The organism is Mesorhizobium carmichaelinearum (genome assembly GCF_900199455.1).
Taxonomy (GTDB): domain Bacteria; phylum Pseudomonadota; class Alphaproteobacteria; order Rhizobiales; family Rhizobiaceae; genus Mesorhizobium; species Mesorhizobium carmichaelinearum.
The window spans coordinates 19,829-37,303 of record NZ_FZQR01000015.1 but is presented as its reverse complement, the minus strand read 5'-3'; the positions used below and the strand labels follow the sequence as shown (position 1 = coordinate 37,303).

At 63.5% G+C, this 17,475-nt stretch carries 12 protein-coding genes and 1 pseudogene; 5 read left to right on the top strand and 8 right to left on the bottom strand.

Translation table 11 applies throughout. The features are described 5' to 3' along the window. Window positions 1-144 precede the first annotated feature (144 nt). From CKW40_RS28585 to CKW40_RS28575, 3 genes are read left to right on the top strand one after another with little or no spacing between them, the layout of a single operon-like run. Window positions 145-789 (top strand): hypothetical protein, encoded by a 645-nt coding sequence (locus CKW40_RS28585; RefSeq protein WP_095203184.1) that lies wholly within the window; start codon window positions 145-147, stop codon window positions 787-789. A gap of 51 nt (window positions 790-840) precedes the next feature. Beyond that, window positions 841-1,713: a uracil-DNA glycosylase gene (locus tag CKW40_RS28580; RefSeq protein ID WP_179298152.1), complete on the top strand. Its 873-nt coding sequence runs from the start codon at window positions 841-843 to the stop codon at window positions 1,711-1,713. A 53-nt stretch (window positions 1,714-1,766) separates the two neighbouring features. Then, a complete protein-coding gene (locus CKW40_RS28575) occupies window positions 1,767-2,579 on the top strand; it encodes a helix-turn-helix domain-containing protein (RefSeq protein ID WP_095203183.1) in 813 nt (270 codons plus the stop codon). On the opposite strand, the gene CKW40_RS28570 is transcribed toward CKW40_RS28575, so the two are convergent. Further along, window positions 2,580-3,545, bottom strand: a complete 966-nt coding sequence (locus CKW40_RS28570) for a DMT family transporter (RefSeq protein ID WP_095203182.1) — start codon at window positions 3,543-3,545, stop codon at window positions 2,580-2,582. A 195-nt stretch (window positions 3,546-3,740) separates the two neighbouring features. Between CKW40_RS28570 and pepN the strand changes: the two genes are divergently transcribed. Further along, window positions 3,741-6,386, top strand: a complete 2,646-nt coding sequence (gene pepN / locus CKW40_RS28560; protein WP_095203181.1) for an aminopeptidase N — start codon at window positions 3,741-3,743, stop codon at window positions 6,384-6,386. Window positions 6,387-6,428: 42 nt separating this feature from the next. Here the strand turns inward: pepN and CKW40_RS28555 are convergent, their stop codons facing one another. Next, window positions 6,429-6,728 (bottom strand): addiction module antidote protein, encoded by a 300-nt coding sequence (locus CKW40_RS28555; RefSeq protein ID WP_095203180.1) that lies wholly within the window; start codon window positions 6,726-6,728, stop codon window positions 6,429-6,431. Between the two features lies 1 nt (window position 6,729). Next, window positions 6,730-7,019: pseudogene (locus CKW40_RS28550) on the bottom strand (type II toxin-antitoxin system RelE/ParE family toxin). Window positions 7,020-7,277: 258 nt separating this feature from the next. Between CKW40_RS28550 and CKW40_RS28545 the strand changes: the two are divergent. Then, window positions 7,278-9,599, top strand: coding sequence for a PAS domain-containing sensor histidine kinase (locus tag CKW40_RS28545; protein ID WP_095203179.1), 2,322 nt, complete (start codon window positions 7,278-7,280; stop codon window positions 9,597-9,599). Between the two features lie 45 nt (window positions 9,600-9,644). Here the strand turns inward: CKW40_RS28545 and CKW40_RS28540 are convergent, their stop codons facing one another. From CKW40_RS28540 to CKW40_RS28520, 5 genes are all read right to left on the bottom strand, one after another. Next, a complete protein-coding gene (locus CKW40_RS28540; protein WP_095203270.1) occupies window positions 9,645-10,121 on the bottom strand; it encodes an EF-hand domain-containing protein in 477 nt (158 codons plus the stop codon). Between the two features lie 54 nt (window positions 10,122-10,175). Then, window positions 10,176-13,130, bottom strand: coding sequence for a bifunctional [glutamine synthetase] adenylyltransferase/[glutamine synthetase]-adenylyl-L-tyrosine phosphorylase (locus tag CKW40_RS28535; RefSeq protein ID WP_095203178.1), 2,955 nt, complete (start codon window positions 13,128-13,130; stop codon window positions 10,176-10,178). Beyond that, window positions 13,130-14,602, bottom strand: a complete 1,473-nt coding sequence (locus CKW40_RS28530) for a sensor histidine kinase (RefSeq protein WP_095203177.1) — start codon at window positions 14,600-14,602, stop codon at window positions 13,130-13,132. Before CKW40_RS28530 ends, CKW40_RS28535 begins: the two co-directional genes overlap by 1 nt. Window positions 14,603-14,735: 133 nt before the next feature. Continuing rightward, window positions 14,736-15,410, bottom strand: coding sequence for a response regulator transcription factor (locus CKW40_RS28525; RefSeq protein ID WP_027041628.1), 675 nt, complete (start codon window positions 15,408-15,410; stop codon window positions 14,736-14,738). Window positions 15,411-15,763: 353 nt separating this feature from the next. Beyond that, window positions 15,764-17,317, bottom strand: coding sequence for a Do family serine endopeptidase (locus CKW40_RS28520; protein ID WP_095203176.1), 1,554 nt, complete (start codon window positions 17,315-17,317; stop codon window positions 15,764-15,766). Window positions 17,318-17,475 lie beyond the last annotated feature (158 nt).

Here is a 17,475-nt window from a genome sequence, read left to right as displayed (position 1 = left end):
AGGAAACCGGCGCAGACGTGACAATGCGGATTTGGCCAATAAGTCGCGCATCCTGCGGCAGGGCAGCCGTTCGTGCCCGGCGAGACCGCCGCGCTTGCGTTTTTTAATTGTTCGGCGGCTTGCTTATCGGCCATACTTCCCGCCATGCGCATTCCTGGGCCAGCCGGCTTTCCTTCGACGCGCTTTCTTTTGTCGCCCGGCCGGGCCTGCCGGGCGATTCTTCTGGCCCTTATGACGTCGGCACCAGGGCACGCCGTCGCGGAAGAGGTGAAGGTCTGGGCGACAGGCGCCTACTCCTTCTCCGACGAGCTCGGCGGCTTCCGCATCACCGGAGCCTCCGGCATCGGAACCAAGGACGATCCGCTGGTCATCACCGAAGAATTGAATTCGGCGACACCGGTGACGCTGACCATCCGCACCACCAAGCCGATCGAGACATTCGGCAAGGCGGGCGAGTTCGCCAACGGCATCATGTATATGCGCATCGACGTGCTCAACAACAGCGGCCAGGCCTGGATCGAATTCCAGTTCGAGCTTCAGGAGATACTCGATCAGCCGAGCGTGTTTGGGGACGGGCTTTCCTTCGACCAACGCAACAAGACCCCCGAAAATATCTGGTCGAGCAATTTCGCCGATTTCGACCGCGACTTCGAGCCCTATGACCGGCTGCTGTTCAAGAACGGCAAGGTCGACCCGCTGAAGACCGTCAGCTTCGAGTTCCTGATGACCGATTACACGCCGCGATGGACCTTCTACCTGGTGCAAGATCCGCGCATCCCGACCGGATAGGGCAAGCAGCCGGTCTTGCAAATTGCAGTCATGCGGACGAATGTGCGCACCATGACTGCCGCCTCCCCCAACAGCCCGACCGATATCGCCGACATCCTGGCTTTCTATGCCAGCGCCGGCGTCGATGAGGCGCTGGAAGACGCTCCTGTCAACCGCTTCGCCGAGGCGGCGCCGAGGCCCGTCGAGCGAGCACCGGCAGCGGCGGCACCGCCTCGCGAGGACAAGGCGCCGGAGCGGCCCGCGGCATCGTCCGGGTTGGATGCGAGTCGGGTGCCGGACGCACCGGCGCGTTCATCGGTCGCCGCCGTGCCAGACGAAGCTCAGGCAGCACTTGCGCGCCAGTTGGCGACAACGGCAACAACCCTGGACCAATTGCGCCAGCACATGGCGGCGTTCGACGGCTGCAATCTCAAGGCCACCGCCAAGAACCTGGTGTTCGCCGATGGCAACCCGGAGGCCGCGGTCATGCTGGTGGGCGAAGCGCCGGGCCGCGATGAGGACATTGAGGGGCTGCCCTTCGTCGGCCGCTCGGGCCGGCTGCTCGACCGCATGCTGGCCGCGATCGGGCTCGACCGCAGCTCGGTCTACATTGCCAACGTCATTCCCTGGCGGCCGCCGGGCAACCGCACGCCGACGCCGCACGAGACCGAAATCTGCCGGCCGTTCATCGAGCGGCAGATCGAGCTGGTCAATCCCAAGGTGCTGGTCAATCTCGGCGGGCCGTCGGCCAAGACCTTGCTCAACACCTCGGAAGGCATTTTGCGGCTGCGTGGCAACTGGCGTGCCCACACCACTGCCTCCGGCATCGCCATTCCGGCCATGCCGACGCTGCACCCGGCCTATCTCCTGCGGACGCCGGCGCACAAGAAGCTGGCATGGCGGGATTTTCTTGAGGTCAAGGCGAGGCTGCGGGCGCTCTCCTAGCGATAACCTCGCAGGTAATTGAAATGTCGTCCCCGTCAGCCTAACCATCCCCCATGACATCAGCCCAGACCTCTGCCGGCAGCCTCATCCGCGAATGGCGCACGCGCCGCCGCATGAGCCAGCTCGACCTCGCCATGGAGGCTGAGATTTCGCAGCGGCATCTCTCCTTCGTAGAAAGCGGGCGCGCCGCACCCTCGCGCGACATGGTCTTGCATCTGGCGGAGCAGCTTTCGATCCCGCTGAGGCAACGCAATCAGTTGCTGCTGGCGGCAGGCTTTGCGCCGAGCTTCAGCGAACGGCCGCTCTCCGACACGACGCTGGCGCCGGCGATGGCGGCGGTCGAGATCGTGCTCAAGGGACATGAACCCTTCCCGGCACTGGCGGTAGACCGGCACTGGAACCTGGTTTCGGCGAATGCCGCGATTGCTCCCTTCCTCGCCGATGTCAGCGAGGCCTCGCTGCTGACCCCACCGGTCAACGTGCTTCGCCTCAGCCTGCACCCCGGTGGCATCGCACCGCGCATCGTCAACCTCGCGGAATGGCGCACGCATCTGCTCGAACGTCTCAAGCACCAGAACGATGCCAGCGGCGATCCGGTGCTGGTCGAACTGGAGCGCGAGTTGCGCAGCTATCCGTCCGGCCTCAAGGGCAACAGGCCAACGCCCGTCGAGCCGAATGCGATCGTGCATCCGCTGCGCCTCGCCCATGGCGATCAGGTGCTGTCTTTCATCAGCACCATCACCGTGTTCGGCACGCCGCTCGACGTGACTTTGTCGGAACTGGCGATTGAGTCATTTTTCCCGGCCGACGAGCAAACTCGCGCGGTGCTGGTGCGGCTGGCGAAGGACCGGTCGGAACGGTCCTGATCAGCCTTGTGGCAGCGTCACCTTGCGCGTTCGGGTGCGCTCCAGGCCGAGTTGCCGCTCACGCCAGATGATGAAGACGCCGGCGGCCACCACGATCGCACCGCCAATCAGCGTGTTGAGCGAGGTCACGTCGCCGAAAACGAGATAGCCGACGACGACGCCGAGGATCATCGAGGTGTATTCGAACGGTGCCACCACCGAGGCCTCGGCATGGCGATAGGCCGAGGTCATCAGGATCTGGCCGAGGCCGCCGCAGAAGCCGGCCATGACGAGCAGCGCGGCTTGCGCCGGCATCAGAGCTTGCCAGCCGAAAGGCAGCGTCAGCAGCGAGAGCACGCTCGCCGTCGACGAGAACCATAAGACGATGGTCGCCGTCTTCTCCGTCTGCACGAGATTGCGCACAAGCAGCATGGCGACAGCCGAGATCGCCGCGGCCACCAGCGCGGCCATGACGCCCAGGACCTCCTGGTCGTCGAGTGCTTCATCCGAGTTGAGCAGGGTCAGTTCCGGCCAGGAAATGATGAGCACGCCAATGAGACCGACGGCGACCGCGCTCCAGCGATAGACGCGGATCGTCTCGCCAAGGAAGACGGAGGAGAACACCACGACCAGCAGCGGCTGCGCGTAGTTCAGGGTGATCGCCTCCGGCAGCGGCAGCCTGGTCAGCGCGAAGAAGCCAAGCCCCATTGCGCCAACGCCGACGACGCCGCGCGCGACGTGGTTGAAGGGACGTTTCGTGACGAATGCCGTCGCCAGCTGTCCCTTCAATGCCAGGAAAGCAATGATCGGGAAGATGGCGAAGAAAGAGCGGAAGAATACGATCTGCCCGGCCGGCACGTCGCCGGCCGCCTTGATGCAGGTTTGCATAGCGACAAAGACCGCCACCGAGACGATCTTCAGCGCGATGCCCCTTAGCGTGCCGTGGCCGCTGGTCGTTTCTGGCTCGGTCCCCTTTCCTGACGTCACGTCGGCGATGGGTCCATGCCGAATTTCGGTGTGACGACGGTCATGACTGCCTCGTGAGGATGTGGAGAAGGAACGCCTGAAGGCATCGGCTGAGTTTTGTCGAGGGACTGTTTCGTGTAAAGAGCGCGGACTTCAAATTTCTTGGACCAGCGGGAACTGTCCGCTTCCAACGCAATCGACAGGAAAACCCAGGGAATGCGCACGGACACCGGCCAGGTCTTCAAGCTCGAAGACTATCGCCCCAATGATTATCTCATTCCGCAGACCAACCTCACCTTCCGCCTTTCGCCAGAGGCCACAATTGTCACCGCAATACTGACGGTCGAACGCCGCGACGGCGTAGCAGCGGCGGCGCCATTGGTGCTCGACGGCGATGGGCTGACGCTCAAGCGCATCGAGATCGACGGCAAGAAGGCTAAACCGGCGCACCTGCTGGTAACCCCTGACCAGCTCACCCTTCTCAAGCCGCCTGCCGCGCGCCGTTTCCAGCTGCTGATCGAGACCGAACTGGCGCCGGCCGGCAACGAGGCCTTGATGGGGCTCTACCGCTCGAACAACGTCTATTGCACGCAATGCGAGGCCGAGGGCTTTCGCCGCATCACCTATTTCCTCGATCGGCCCGATATCCTGTCCGTCTACACGGTGCGGATCGAGGCGTTGCGCGACGAGGCGCCGCTGCTGCTGTCCAACGGCAATCCGGGAGACAGTGGCGATCTCGGCGACGGCTGGCACTATGCCATCTGGCACGACCCCTTCCCCAAGCCGTCCTATCTGTTCGCCCTGGTCGCCGGCAATCTCGGCCAGGTCGCCGACAGTTTCGTCACAATGTCCGGCCGCAAGGTCGAACTCGGCATCTATGTCGAGCCCGGCAAGGAGAAGCTCGCCGGCTACGCCATGGACGCGCTGAAGCGGTCGATGCAATGGGATGAGGAAGCGTTTGGCCGCGAATACGACCTCGACGTCTTCAACATCGTAGCCGTGTCCGACTTCAACATGGGCGCGATGGAGAACAAGGGCCTCAACATCTTCAACGACAAATATGTGCTGGCCGACGAGGAGACGGCGACCGATGCCGATTTCGCCAATATCGAGGCGATCATCGCGCACGAGTATTTCCACAATTGGACAGGCAACAGAATCACTTGCCGCGACTGGTTCCAGCTTTGCCTGAAGGAAGGGCTGACGGTCTTCCGCGACCACGAATTCTCCGCCGACCAGCGCTCCCGGCCGGTCAAGCGCATCGCCGAGGTACGCCTGCTGCGCGCGCATCAGTTTCCCGAGGACCAGGGTCCGCTGGCGCATCCGGTGCGGCCGCGCCGCTACCGCGAGATCAACAATTTCTACACGGCGACGGTCTACGAAAAAGGCTCGGAAGTGGTGCGCATGATCCGCACCATCCTCGGGGCTAAGGCCTTTCGCGCCGGCATGGACCTTTATTTCGAGCGGCACGACGGCGACGCGGCGACGATCGAGGATTTCATCAAGGTGTTCGAGGACGCCTCGGGCCGCGACCTATCGCAGTTCGCGCTTTGGTATCATCAGGCGGGCACGCCCAATCTGACGGTCAGTTCGACGCACAATGCGGCCGCGCAGGAATTCACGCTCGAGATCGAGCAGTCGGTGCCGCCGACCCCCTCCGAAAGCCGCAAGCGGCTGATGCATATTCCGCTCACCTTCGGCCTGATCGGCGCTGGCGGCAGGCCTGTCGCCTATAGCGGCGTCGAGGGCGCCAGCGTCGAGGATGGCGTCATCCATCTCCGCAAGCGCCGCCATATGGTGCGTTTCTCGGGCGTTGCCGAACGTCCCGCCGTGTCACTCAACCGCGGCTTTTCGGCGCCGGTGACGCTATCGGTCGAACAGAAGGCCGACGACCAGTTCTTCCTCGCCCGCCATGACAGCGACGCCTTCTCGCGCTGGCAAGCCTTCAACACGCTGCTCACCGATGCGCTGATCGCAGCCTTCCGCGAGATCCTTGGCGGCAAGCACCCGGTCTTCGCGACCCGGCTGACCGAGCTTGCCGGCAGCATCGCCGTCGATGAGACGCTGGAGCCAGCCTACCGGGCGCTGGCGCTGGCGCTGCCGGGCGACGCCGACATCGCCCGCGACATCGGCAAGAATATCGATCCCGACGCCATCCACGCAGCCCGGCAGGCCCTTGCGCTGGCGATCGCCACGGCCAATGCCGAGGCATTTTCCAGCCTCTACCACAGGCTTGCCGACAAGACCGCCTTCAGCCCCGACGCGGCAAGCGCAGGACGGCGCGCCCTGCGCAACACTTTGCTGGACTATCTCTCGCTGCTGCCGGGCGGAGCCGCACTGGCCGCCGGGCATTTCCAATCGGCGACCAACATGACCGACCGCGCCGCCGCCCTTGCCGTGCTCGCGTATCGTCACCATGGTTCGCCGGAGGCAAACCATGCACTGGCGACTTTCGAAAAGACCTATGCATCCGACCCGCTGGTCATGGACAAATGGTTCCAGATCCAGGCCAGCGTGCCGGGGCCGCAGGCGATAGACACGGTTCGGGCGCTATCCGCTCATGCGGCCTTCTCGATGGCCAATCCGAACCGGGTGCGCTCGCTGATCGGCACCTTCTCCAGCGCCAACCAGACCGGCTTCCACCGCGCCGACGGCGAAGGCTACCGGTTCTTCGCGCAAACGGTGCTCGAGGTCGAAAAGCGCAATCCGCAAGTGGCGGCAAGGCTGGCGACGGCGCTGAGATCATGGCGTTCGCTCGAACCGGGCCGGCAGGCCAAGGCCAGGGAAGCGCTGCTTTCAATCGCCAATGCCGAAAACCTGTCGGCGGATCTGCGCGATATTGTGGAGCGCACGCTGGCGTGAGTGCGAGCCCTGCTGGGGGAAGCTTCCGCGTCCGGGCGTCTATCAAACCGGCTGGTGGGGCTGTGCCTTTGCGGTCAACTCAATTCCAAGGGCCTTCATCACGGCAATGGTCGTTTTCAGGGTCGGATTGCCGTTCTCACTGAACGAGCGATAAAGCTGTTCCCGCGAAAGTCCCGTCTGGCTCGCTATCTGGGCCATGCCCTTGGCGCGGGCAACCACACCCAGCGCATGCGCGATATAGCCGGAATCTCCGGAAGCAAACGCTTCCGCCATGAATGCCGCAATCGCTTCATCGGAGGTCAGGCCTTCGGCCGGATCAAAGCTTGTCAGTTTTTCAGCCATCTCATTCACTCCATTCCTGCGCCAGACGTTTCGCCGTCTTGATGTCTTTTTTTCTGGGTGCCTTTGTTGCCGCCGCACAGCAGGACGATGACCGTGTTGCCCCGCTTCTGAAAATAGACGCCGGTAGCCAGGGCCATAGTGGATACGCAACTCGCTTATCCCCTCTCCCACAGGCTCAACGTCCCCCGCATGCCCATAGGCAAGACGGTCGAGCCGGGCAAAGATCGCACCACGGGCGCGCTCATCCTTTAGCCGCGTCCACCACTTTCGGAATGTTTCGGTCTGCTTCACATCGAGCGTGGGGAAAAGTAGTTTATAAACTACATTTCGTCAAGGAAGCCCAAGGATCGGTTTTCGATCTTGTGCAACCCAATGGGGTCGCGTCCCAGAGAGCATCGTGCCGCTTCGGGATTATTTTAGTCGATTTTTAATCTTTTTTCGCCGGACCACTGGACAAGGCGAATCACCTTTGATTCTTTACTGAGGATTCGGATGTGCGGCGTTTGCCGGATCACCAAGCAGCATAGGCAAATTCGGGGAGTGCCATTTATGGCGAAGGCGGACGCGTGGGGCGCGCCCGGTGGGATGGCTTTTGCGCGTCGCGAGACGCGCAGCGACGGCCTTGCCGGGAATACGCGGCTCATTGCCGAACCGGCCTACAAGCGGCTTCTGGCCGCCGAACCGCTGCTGCGCCGGTCGATACCGGCCCTCATCATCATCTTCCTCCTCGTCATCGCGGCGCTGCGCGTGCTGTCGCTGATGAACGAACGCGACGATGTCGAGCGCGACGCCAAGGCGATCCTGACGCTGGCGGCGGGTCAGCTGGCCAGTTCGCTGGCCACCACCTCGGACACCGTGCCCGGCGCCATCCAGGACCTGCTGGAGACCACCAGCCGCCAGGGCGCGATGGGCCGCAGCCACGTACTCGTCATCACCGACAACGCCTTCAAGATCACCGCGGTGACGCCGCGCTCGATGCCATGGCAAGGCCATTCGCTCGACGGCCTCGTCGAGGGCGGCCAACCGCTGTTCATGTTCGGCGACCGCGCTGGCGTCATGGAGGTCAATATCGGCGGCCAGGACTGGTACGCGGCGGTCAGCGTGGCCAAGGATCAAAAGGGGGCCGCGGCGGCCCTGGTGCCGCAGGAAGCGGTCTTCGACACGTGGCGCAAGACTGTCTCGCTGAACGTCACCCTGTTCGTGCTGACGGCCGGCGTGCTCATCATCATCCTCTACGCCTATTTCGGGCAGGCGGCGCGCGCGCAAGCCGCCGATCGCATCTATCTCGAAGCGCATCAGCGCATCGACATGGCGCTGGTGCGCGGCCGCTGCGGCCTGTGGGACTGGGACATGGTGCGCGGCAAGATGTACTGGTCGCGCTCGATGTACGACATGCTGGGCTACGAGCCCTGCGACACGATGCTGTCCTTCGGCGAGGTCGACGAGATCATCCATCCCGAGGACGGCGACCTGTTCGAGCTCGCCAACAGAATTGTCGCCCGCGAGATCGACCATATCGACCAGGTGTTTCGGATGCGGCATGCCGACGGCCAATGGGTGTGGATGCGCGCTCGTGCACAGGTCATGGATCCGGAGGCACCGGAAATCCAGCTGATCGGCATCGCCGTAGACGTCACCGAGCAGCGCCATCTGGCGCTGCGCTCCGAGGCGGCCGATCTTCGCCTCAGGACCGCGATCGAGAACATCAACGAATCCTTCGTGCTGTGGGATTCGACGCAGCGGCTGATCATGTGCAACTCCAAATACCAGCAGGACAACGGGCTGTCGGATCGCGACGTGATGCCGGGCGTGACGCGCGCCTCCCTGGAAGAGCGCATGCTGGCCTTTGCTTCCGAGCGCCGGCTCGCCAACACCAATGGTCCGCAAGGCGGCGCCACTTTCGAGCGGCAGCTGTCCGACGGCCGCTGGCTGCAGGTCAATGAACTCAGGACCCGAGACGGCGGCATCGTCTCAGTCGGCTCCGACATCACCCAGATCAAGCTGCATCAGGAGAAGCTGGTCGACAGCGAACGCAGGCTGATGGCGACGATCCATGATCTCAGCCTCGCCAGGCGCTCCGAAGAGGAACGCTCCAGCGAGCTGGTCGACCTCAACCGCAAATACATGAAGGAAACCGAGCGCGCCGAAGCAGCGAACCGGGCCAAATCCGAATTCCTGGCCAACATGTCGCATGAATTGCGCACGCCGCTGAATGCCATCATCGGCTTCTCCGAACTGATGGAACAGGGGCTGTTCGGCCCGCTGGGCTCTGAGCGCTACGAGGAGTACGCCACCGACATCAACAGCAGCGGCAAATATCTGCTCGGCGTCATCAACGACATTCTCGACATGTCCAAAATCGAGGCCGGCCAGTTCTCGCTGGACCAGGAGCAGATCGACCTCGGGCCGCTGATCAGCGAGACTGTGCGCGTCGTCTCGCTGCAGGCCGCGCAGAAGGCGATCACCGTGGAAACGCGCATCGCCGACGCGCTGACCTTGTTCGCCGATCGCCGGGCCATCAAGCAGATCGTCATCAACCTTCTGTCCAATGCGGTGAAGTTCACCGGCCAGGGCGGCCACATATCGGTCAGGGCCCGCAACACATCCGGCGCGCTGGTGCTGACGATCGAAGACAATGGCTGCGGCATCCCGAAAGCGGCGCTCGGCAAGCTCGGGCGGCCCTTCGAACAGGTGCAGAACCAGTTCTCCAAGAACCATGCCGGATCCGGTCTCGGCCTTGCCATCTCGCGCTCGCTGGCCGAGCTTCAAGGTGGCGCGCTGAAAATCCGTTCGACCGAAGGCGTCGGCACGATCGTGTCGGTGCGCATTCCGGTGAAAAAGGCACCGCCGACGGTCAAGGTCGCGGCTTGAGCGGCTGGGCTCCGGCTGATGTTACCGGAGCCTGCCTCCTAAACTTCACTGCATGGTGTCGCTGTCGTCGTCATCCGATTGGCGGTGATGGCCAAAGCCGTGGCCCTTCGGCAGTTCGCTTTTCTCGATCTTGCCGTCATTGTTCTTGTCGAGCATGGCGAACACCTTCTTCTCGCGACCGGTGATGTCATCCGTGGTCAGCGTGCCGTCGCCCTTGGTGTCGTAGCGGGCGATGATGCGCCTGGCCATCCGCTCGAAGCGCGCCTTCTCCAGCGCGTCGGCCAGTTGGGCGACGGTCAGCTTGCCGCCATTGTCGGCAACGAGTTTCTTCAGCCGCGCGTTCATGGCGTCCGAAAACTGATCAAAGGTGATGGCGCCGTCTGAATCGCTCATCGCCTTGTCGAGGCGGGCCATCATGCCCTCACGCATTTTCGCGCTGGCATTGTTTTCGGCGTAGGCGGTGGTGCCGACGGCGCCGGCGAGCGCTGCGAAGGCAAGGGCAAGCTTGGTTGACTTTCTCATGGTCTTCTCCTGTTGCATCGTCACCCCCGATGCGGCCGCACGACCGTTTCACGGTCATCCGGCACGAAGCAAAAGATCAAAGTCCTTCCTGACCTTTTGCGACGTCTCCTTAAGGTGTGCTTCCAGCACACCGAAATCCGGCAGGTCGGTGACCGCCAGAAGCAGATCCGAAAGCCCTGGTGGCACGTCGTCGCGTTCGAACGGGCCAGTGAGGCACAGCCGCGTCATCTGGGTCAGCGCCAGATAGAGCGTATAGGCATCGCCAAGGTCCTGCCTGACCCCGGCATCGGCGAAGCTTGGCGCCAGGCGCGACAGGATCTCTGCCGTACCGGTGGCACGCGGCCCGGCCTCCACCTGCCCGGTGATGACAGCCACCTGGGCGATGAATTCGAGATCGATCAGTCCTCCGGGGATCAGCTTGATGTCCCAGAGGTCACGCGCTGGCTTTTCCTTCTCGATCATGGCGCGCATGTCCGAGGCCTCGGTCTTCACCTTTGCCGCGTCGCGCGGCTGGCCAAGCACGGCGGCAACCTCCGCCTCGACCTCGGCGCACAGGCCGGCATCACCGCCAATGGCGCGCGCCCGCGCCAGCGCCATGTGTTCCCAGGTCCAGGCCTCCTGGCGCTGGTATTTTTTGAAGGCATCGATGTGGGTGGCCACCGGCCCCTTGTTGCCGGACGGCCGCAGCCGCAGGTCGAGTTCGTAGAGCACCCCTTCCGCCGTCGGCGCCGATACGGCCGAGATCAGCCGCTGCGTCATGCGGGTGTAGTAGTGTGACGGCGCCAGCGCCTTGTCGCCGTCGGAGTCCTCGGCATCCGTGTCATGATCGTAGAGCAGGATGAGGTCGACATCCGATCCTGCGGTCAATTCGCGGCTGCCGAGCTTGCCCATGCCGAGCAGCGAAACCACGCCGCCGGCGATCGTGCCGTGGCGCGCCGCGAATTCGGCGGCCACTGCCTGCAACGCCGCCTCGATGGTGAGATCGGCGAGGTCGGAAAAGGCGCGGCCGGCGCGGGCCGGATCGATCGAACCGGCAAGCAGCCGCACACCGATCAGGAATTTTTGTTCCGAGGCAAAGATACGCAGCCGGTCGAGCACCTCTTCATAGGCCCTGTCGCCTTCGAGGAAGGCCGAAAGCCGTGCCGAGAGATAGGCGCGGTCAGGCAGTTCACTCAGCAAGGCCGGGTCGAGCAGGCCGTCGAAGACATGCGGCCGGCGCGTGATGATCGCCGCCAGCCGGGGCGCGGCGCCCATGATCGTCGCCATCAGTTTGAGCAGCGCCGGGTTTGACTGCAGCAGCGAAAACAGCTGGATGCCGGCGGGCAGGCCGGCAAGGAACTCGTCGAAACGGATCAAGGCTTCGTCCGCCCGGCGCGTCTGGCCGAACGCCTTGAGCAGCGCTGGCGTCAATTCCGTCAGCCGCTCGCGCGCCTCCGCCGATCGAGTGACGCGATAGCGCCCAAAATGCCAACCGCGGATGACGCGGCAGATGTCGCTCGGCCGCTGGAAGCCGAGGCCATGCAAGGTTCGCAGCGTGTCGGGATCGTCGACATCGCCGGTGAAGACCAGATTGCCGATGCCCGCCGAAAGCTCGGGGGCCGTTTCGAACAGTGCGGCATAATGGCGTTCGACCTGCTGCAGCGAGGCGCGGAATGCCAGGGAAAACGCAGCCGCATCCGCAAAGCCCAACATGCGGGCGATGCGCTCCAGCCCTTCATCGTCTTCCGGCAGCGTGTGCGTCTGCTCATCCGCCACCATCTGGACGGCATGCTCGACGCGGCGCAGGAACCAGTACTGGCGGGCGAGTGCATCACGCGCATCAGCGGTGATCCAACCGCGGGCAGCGAGCTGGCCGAGCATCGGCACGGTTTCGCGGCCGCGCAGTTCCGGAAAGCGGCCGCCGGCGATGAGCTGCTGGGTCTGGACGAAGAACTCGATCTCGCGGATGCCACCACGGCCGAGCTTGACGTTGTGGCCCTTCACGGCGATCTCGCCATGGCCCTTGTGCGCGTGGATCTGGCGCTTGATCGAATGGACGTCGGCGATCGCCGCGTAGTCCATGTATTTGCGCCAGATATAGGGCTGCAACTCCTTGAGGAAGGCGGCGCCCGCGGCCAAATCGCCGGCCACCGGGCGCGCCTTGATCATCGCCGCACGTTCCCAGTTCTGGCCACGCGCTTCGTAGTAACGCAGCGCGGCCTCGACGGGGATCGCCAGCGGGGTCGAACCGGGATCCGGGCGCAGTCGCAGATCGGTGCGGAAGACATAGCCGTGCTCGGTGCGATCCTGCAGGATACGCACCAGCCGTCGCGTCAGCCGCGAAAACAGCTCGGTGGCGTCGAGCGGGTCGACCACGGCGGGCGCTTCCGGATCGAAGAAGACGACAAGATCGATGTCGGAGGAGAAATTCAGCTCATGCGCGCCGAGCTTGCCCATGCCGAGCAGGATCCAGCCCGATTGCCGTGACGGATCGTCGATATCCGGCAGTTTGAGCTTGCCCTGGCCATGCGCGTCGCGCAGCAGGAAGTCGACGGCCGCACGGGTGCAGACATCGGCAAGATCGCTCAACCGCCGTACCGTCAGCGACGTTTCCGCCTCACCGGCGAGGTCAGCCAATGCGATCAGGAAATGCGCCTCGGCCTTGCACTGGCGCAGCTCCATCATCAGGCTGGATTCGGAAACCGTCTCGGCCAATGGCGCCTGGTCGATCGCGGTGGTGATCGCCTTCAAGCGCGCCTCGACCGGCTCGTCGAAAAGGGCTTCCAGAATCTGGGGCCTACGACGCGCTGTATCGCGCAGGAATGGCGAGAGGTCGAAGACGGCGGCCAGGAAATCCTGGCCCTCCCCCTTGCCGGCCAGGAATTTGGCCAGCCGCAGCAACCCTTCTTCGCGTGCCACAGCAGTGATTTCGGCCAGTGCCTGCCGCGCCCGGCCCTCGTCGAGAGGGGCAAGCTCAATCGCCGGCTTCACCAGCCAGTCCGTGACCGTCCGCTTCGCTTCCGCAGCCATCAGTGATCCTCCCGTGCGGGGAAACTCATGACCACGGATAGTCCTGGATTGCCAGGCAGGAGATCAAGCCGTCCATAGTGAAAGGTCATGACCGCCTTGGCGAGGCTGAGGCCAAGCCCGGAACCCGGCTGCGAACGGCTCTTCTCCAGCCGCACGAAACGTTCAGTTGCCCGGGCGCGATCGGCATCGTCCGGAATGCCCTGGCCGTTGTCGGCGACACAAAGCCGGATCTCGCCATGTGTCCGCTCAAGCATGACACGAACCGCCGGCTTGGAGGTGGAGTCCGTCGAATATTTGATCGCATTGTCAACGATGTTGGACAACGCCTGGCCGATCAGCTCGCGGTTGCCGTCGACGAGAAAAGCACCATTCACTTCGGCTTCGAGCGAAACGCCAGCCTCTTCCGCCACCGGTTCGTAGAGTTCGACGACATCACGTACGGCCGCCGCCAGATCGACGCGGTTGGTGTGTTCGGACGAATATCCGGCCTCCAGCCTGGAGATCATCAGGATGGCGTTGAAAGTCTTTATCAGCTGATCGGACTCGGTGATGGTGCCTTCGAGCGCCTGGCGGTAGTCGGCCGGTTTATGCTTGCCGGCAAGCGTCGCTTCGGCCCGGTTGCGCAGCCGGGTCAGCGGCGTCTTCAGATCATGCGCGATGTTATCGGAAACCTGCTTCAGGCCTTCGTTGAGCGTGGCGATCCTGGCCAGCATGGAATTGAGGTTTTCCGAAAGCCGGTCGAACTCGTCGCCGGCGCCGGTCACCGGCAGTCGGCCCGAGAGATCACCACCCATGATGCGGCGGCTGGCCTCCGACACGCTGTCGATGCGCTTCAGCGCGGCGCGGCCGACAAAGAACCAGATTAGCAGTCCGCCGAGCCCCATCATGCCGAGCGCCAGCATCAGGGCGCGGCGGATAACGGCGCGAAAACGCTCCGGTTCGCCAAGATCGCGGCCGACCAGCAGGATCATCTGATTGGGCAGCCGCAGCACCAGCGCAATGGCGTTGTGACCTTTCTCGCCCTCTGTTTGCGCCGCATCGTCTGAAGGGGATGGCGTCGGGTCGGACGCTCCACTGCGCAAACGATCAAGCTCACCTTCGCCGAAGCGCTTGTAGGAGAACGGCTCAGTCGTCCAGCCCTCGGTATCGATCACACCCGGTTCCAGGGCCTGCACATTGCCGGTCAGGATCTGGCCATTGGTGTCGGCGATCAGATAGAGGTTGGCGCCAGGCTGGCGGGAGCGGTTTTCGACCACGCGCACCAGCAACGGCAGGCCACCCTTTTTGTAGGCGCGGGCCAAGCCTATTATCTCATCATTGATCGTGTCCTGCGTCTGCCCGGTCAGCATGCTCGCTGACAGCGACGTCATGTAGAAGACCAGCAGCACGGCGCACAGCGCGAAAAGCAGGAAATAAAGCGCCGAAAGCCGCGCTGCCGTCGTCTTCATGATGGCCGGCACGGAAAGAGCCATGCTGTCGCCTAGATCAGCATGACGATTGGTCGAATCGTCATGCTGATCTAGCTCTTTGTTGTTGGAGCATGACCTCTGGACAAACGGAACCGTTTGTCCGAGAAAACCGGTTCCCACTTTTCGGGGTCATGCTCTAGCCGCCCTTCAGCATGTAGCCGGCGCCGCGAACCGTATGCAGGATCGGCTTGTCGAAGCCCTTTTCGATCTTGCCGCGCAACCGCGAGACATGGACATCGATGACATTGGTCTGCGGATCGAAATGATAATCCCAGACATTTTCGAGCAGCATGGTGCGCGTCACCACCTGGCCGGCATGGCGCATCAGATATTCAAGCAAGCGGAATTCGCGCGGCTGCAGCGTGATCTCGCGCGCCGCCCGGCGGACCGAATGCGACAGCCGGTCGAGTTCAAGGTCGCCAACCCGGTAGACGGTTTCGGCCTCCTTGGCGCTGGCGCGGCGGTTCAACACCTCGACGCGAGCCAGAAGCTCGGAAAAGGCATAGGGCTTGGTCAGATAATCGTCGCCGCCGGCGCGCAGGCCGGTGACCCGGTCATCGACCTCGCCCAGCGCCGACAGGATCAGCACCGGCGTGGTGTTGCCGCGGGAGCGAAGGCCGGCAATGACCGACAAGCCGTCGCGGCGCGGCATCATCCGGTCGATGACCATCACGTCATAGTCGCCGGCATCGGCAAGCGCGAAACCGGTTTCGCCGTCACCGGCGACATGCGCGGTATGACCTGCCTCGGCGAAGGCTTTCTGCAGATAATCCGCAGCCTCCCGATCGTCTTCTATGACGAGAATCTTCATAGGGCCGTTATACGCGATTTCGCTGGAAGGTTGAGTAGCCGGCATCTGCATTTTAGCCTTTGCCAAAGCACGTCGCGATCAAGATGATCGAGATCGCGCGCGATAAAATCTTGTTCTCTGGTTGTCTTCATCCCCGACAAGCCTGTTTCGGGGCATGATCCTGCAATCACCACATCCTCTCGGCCCAGCCCGAGGGAGCGTTTTTGGGCGGCTTTCAAAATGTGCGGCAGCGGGCGATGGGAGGCCCGCTGCCGCTGGAGGAGAGCACGATGACTGACTAACGTACCCGGCTCCATGCTTTCCCATGCGGCGGCTCGGGGGTGTTTGAAACCGCAGCACCGGAAAAGTCGTTGTCAGCCCTTGGCGACGGGCAGCGCGACGAAACGGTTGTTGTTGTCGCGGGTGATCTGCATCAAGACCGCCTTGCGGCCGGCCTTCACCGCGTCGGTCATCGCCTTGGTGACGTCGTCGGTGCCGCTCACCTCGTTCGAATTGACCGCGGTGATGATGTCGCCCGGCTGGATGCCGCGGTCGGCGGCAGCGCTGTCAGGATCGACATCGGTCACCACCAGACCCTTGCCGTTTTCGGACTTGGTGACGGTGAGGCCGAGATCGGCCAGCGTGTCGGGCTTGGCCGGAGCAGCGGGCTGCTGCTGCTGGTCGTTCGAGGCCTGCTTATCGCTGGCCGGCAGCTTGCCGAGATCGACCTTGATCGTCTGGCTCTTGCCGTCGCGCCAGACGGTGACGTCAACCGACTTGCCCGGCGAATAGGCGCCGATCAGGCGGGCGAGTTCCTTCGGCGAAGCGACATCCTTGCCCTCGACCTGGGTGATGACGTCGCCAGCCGCGATGCCGGCCTTCTTGCCGGGGCCATCGTCCTGGGCGCTCGACACCAAGGCGCCGTTGTTGGACTTCAGACCGAGCGATTCGGCGATGTCGGAGGTAACCGGCTGGATTTCGACGCCGAGCCAGCCGCGCTGCACCGCACCGTTCTTCATCAGGTCTTCGACAACCTGCTTGGCGGTCGAGGCAGGAATGTCGAAGGCGATACCGACGCTGCCGCCGGAGGGCGAGAAGATCGCCGTGTTGATGCCGACCACCTGGCCGTTGAGGTTGAAGGTCGGGCCGCCCGAATTGCCGCGGTTGACCGAGGCGTCGATCTGCAGGAAATCATCATAGGGGCCGGCGCCGATGTCACGGCCACGCGCCGAGACGATGCCGGCGGTGACGGTACCGCCGAGGCCGAACGGATTGCCGACGGCCACGACCCAGTCGCCGACGCGAACCTTGGAATCGTCGGCGAAATCGACATAGGTGAACTTGCCGCCACCATCGACCTTGAGCACGGCAAGGTCGGTGCGCGGATCGGTGCCGACAAGCTTGGCATCGAGTTCCTTGCCGTCGCTAGTCACCACGGTGAAAGCGGTGCCTTCCTCGACGACATGGTTGTTGGTGACGAGGTAGCCGTCCTCGGAGATGAAGAAGCCGGAACCCTGCGCCACCGGGCGCGGCTGGTCGTTGTTGCCGCGGTCGCGGTGACCGAAGCGGCGATGACCGTCGTCATTCTGGCCGTTCTGGTCACCGAAGCCGCGGAATTCCTTGAAGAAGCGGCGCAGCTGCGGATTGTTGGGAAGGTTGTCGAAGCCGTCCTGGTCATCGGAGCCATCATCGGCGGTCGGCTGGATCTTGGCCTTCACCTTGACGCTGACCACGGCCGGCGAAACGCGCTCGACGACGTCAGCGAAGCCTTGCACCTGAGGCGCCTCGACACGCACGGCATCGGCCAGAACGGGGCTGGTTCCGCTGGCCAGCGCGCCAACGCCGATCGCGCCGGCAATGGCGACGGAAGCGGCGGCGGCCAGAAGACGCTTGCGGGTGCGGGAATATGAATTGGGGGCAATATTCATGGGTCTCTTATCCTCTTTCAAACGGACGCTGCTTGATCGGCATCCTCGGGGAGTGAGACTTAGAGAGGCGCACATTACAGCGCCATTTCCGACACATGAATCTTTGGTAATGTTGGCGGCAATGACCGTGCACAAATCCTTGTTGGCGCCCCCATGCT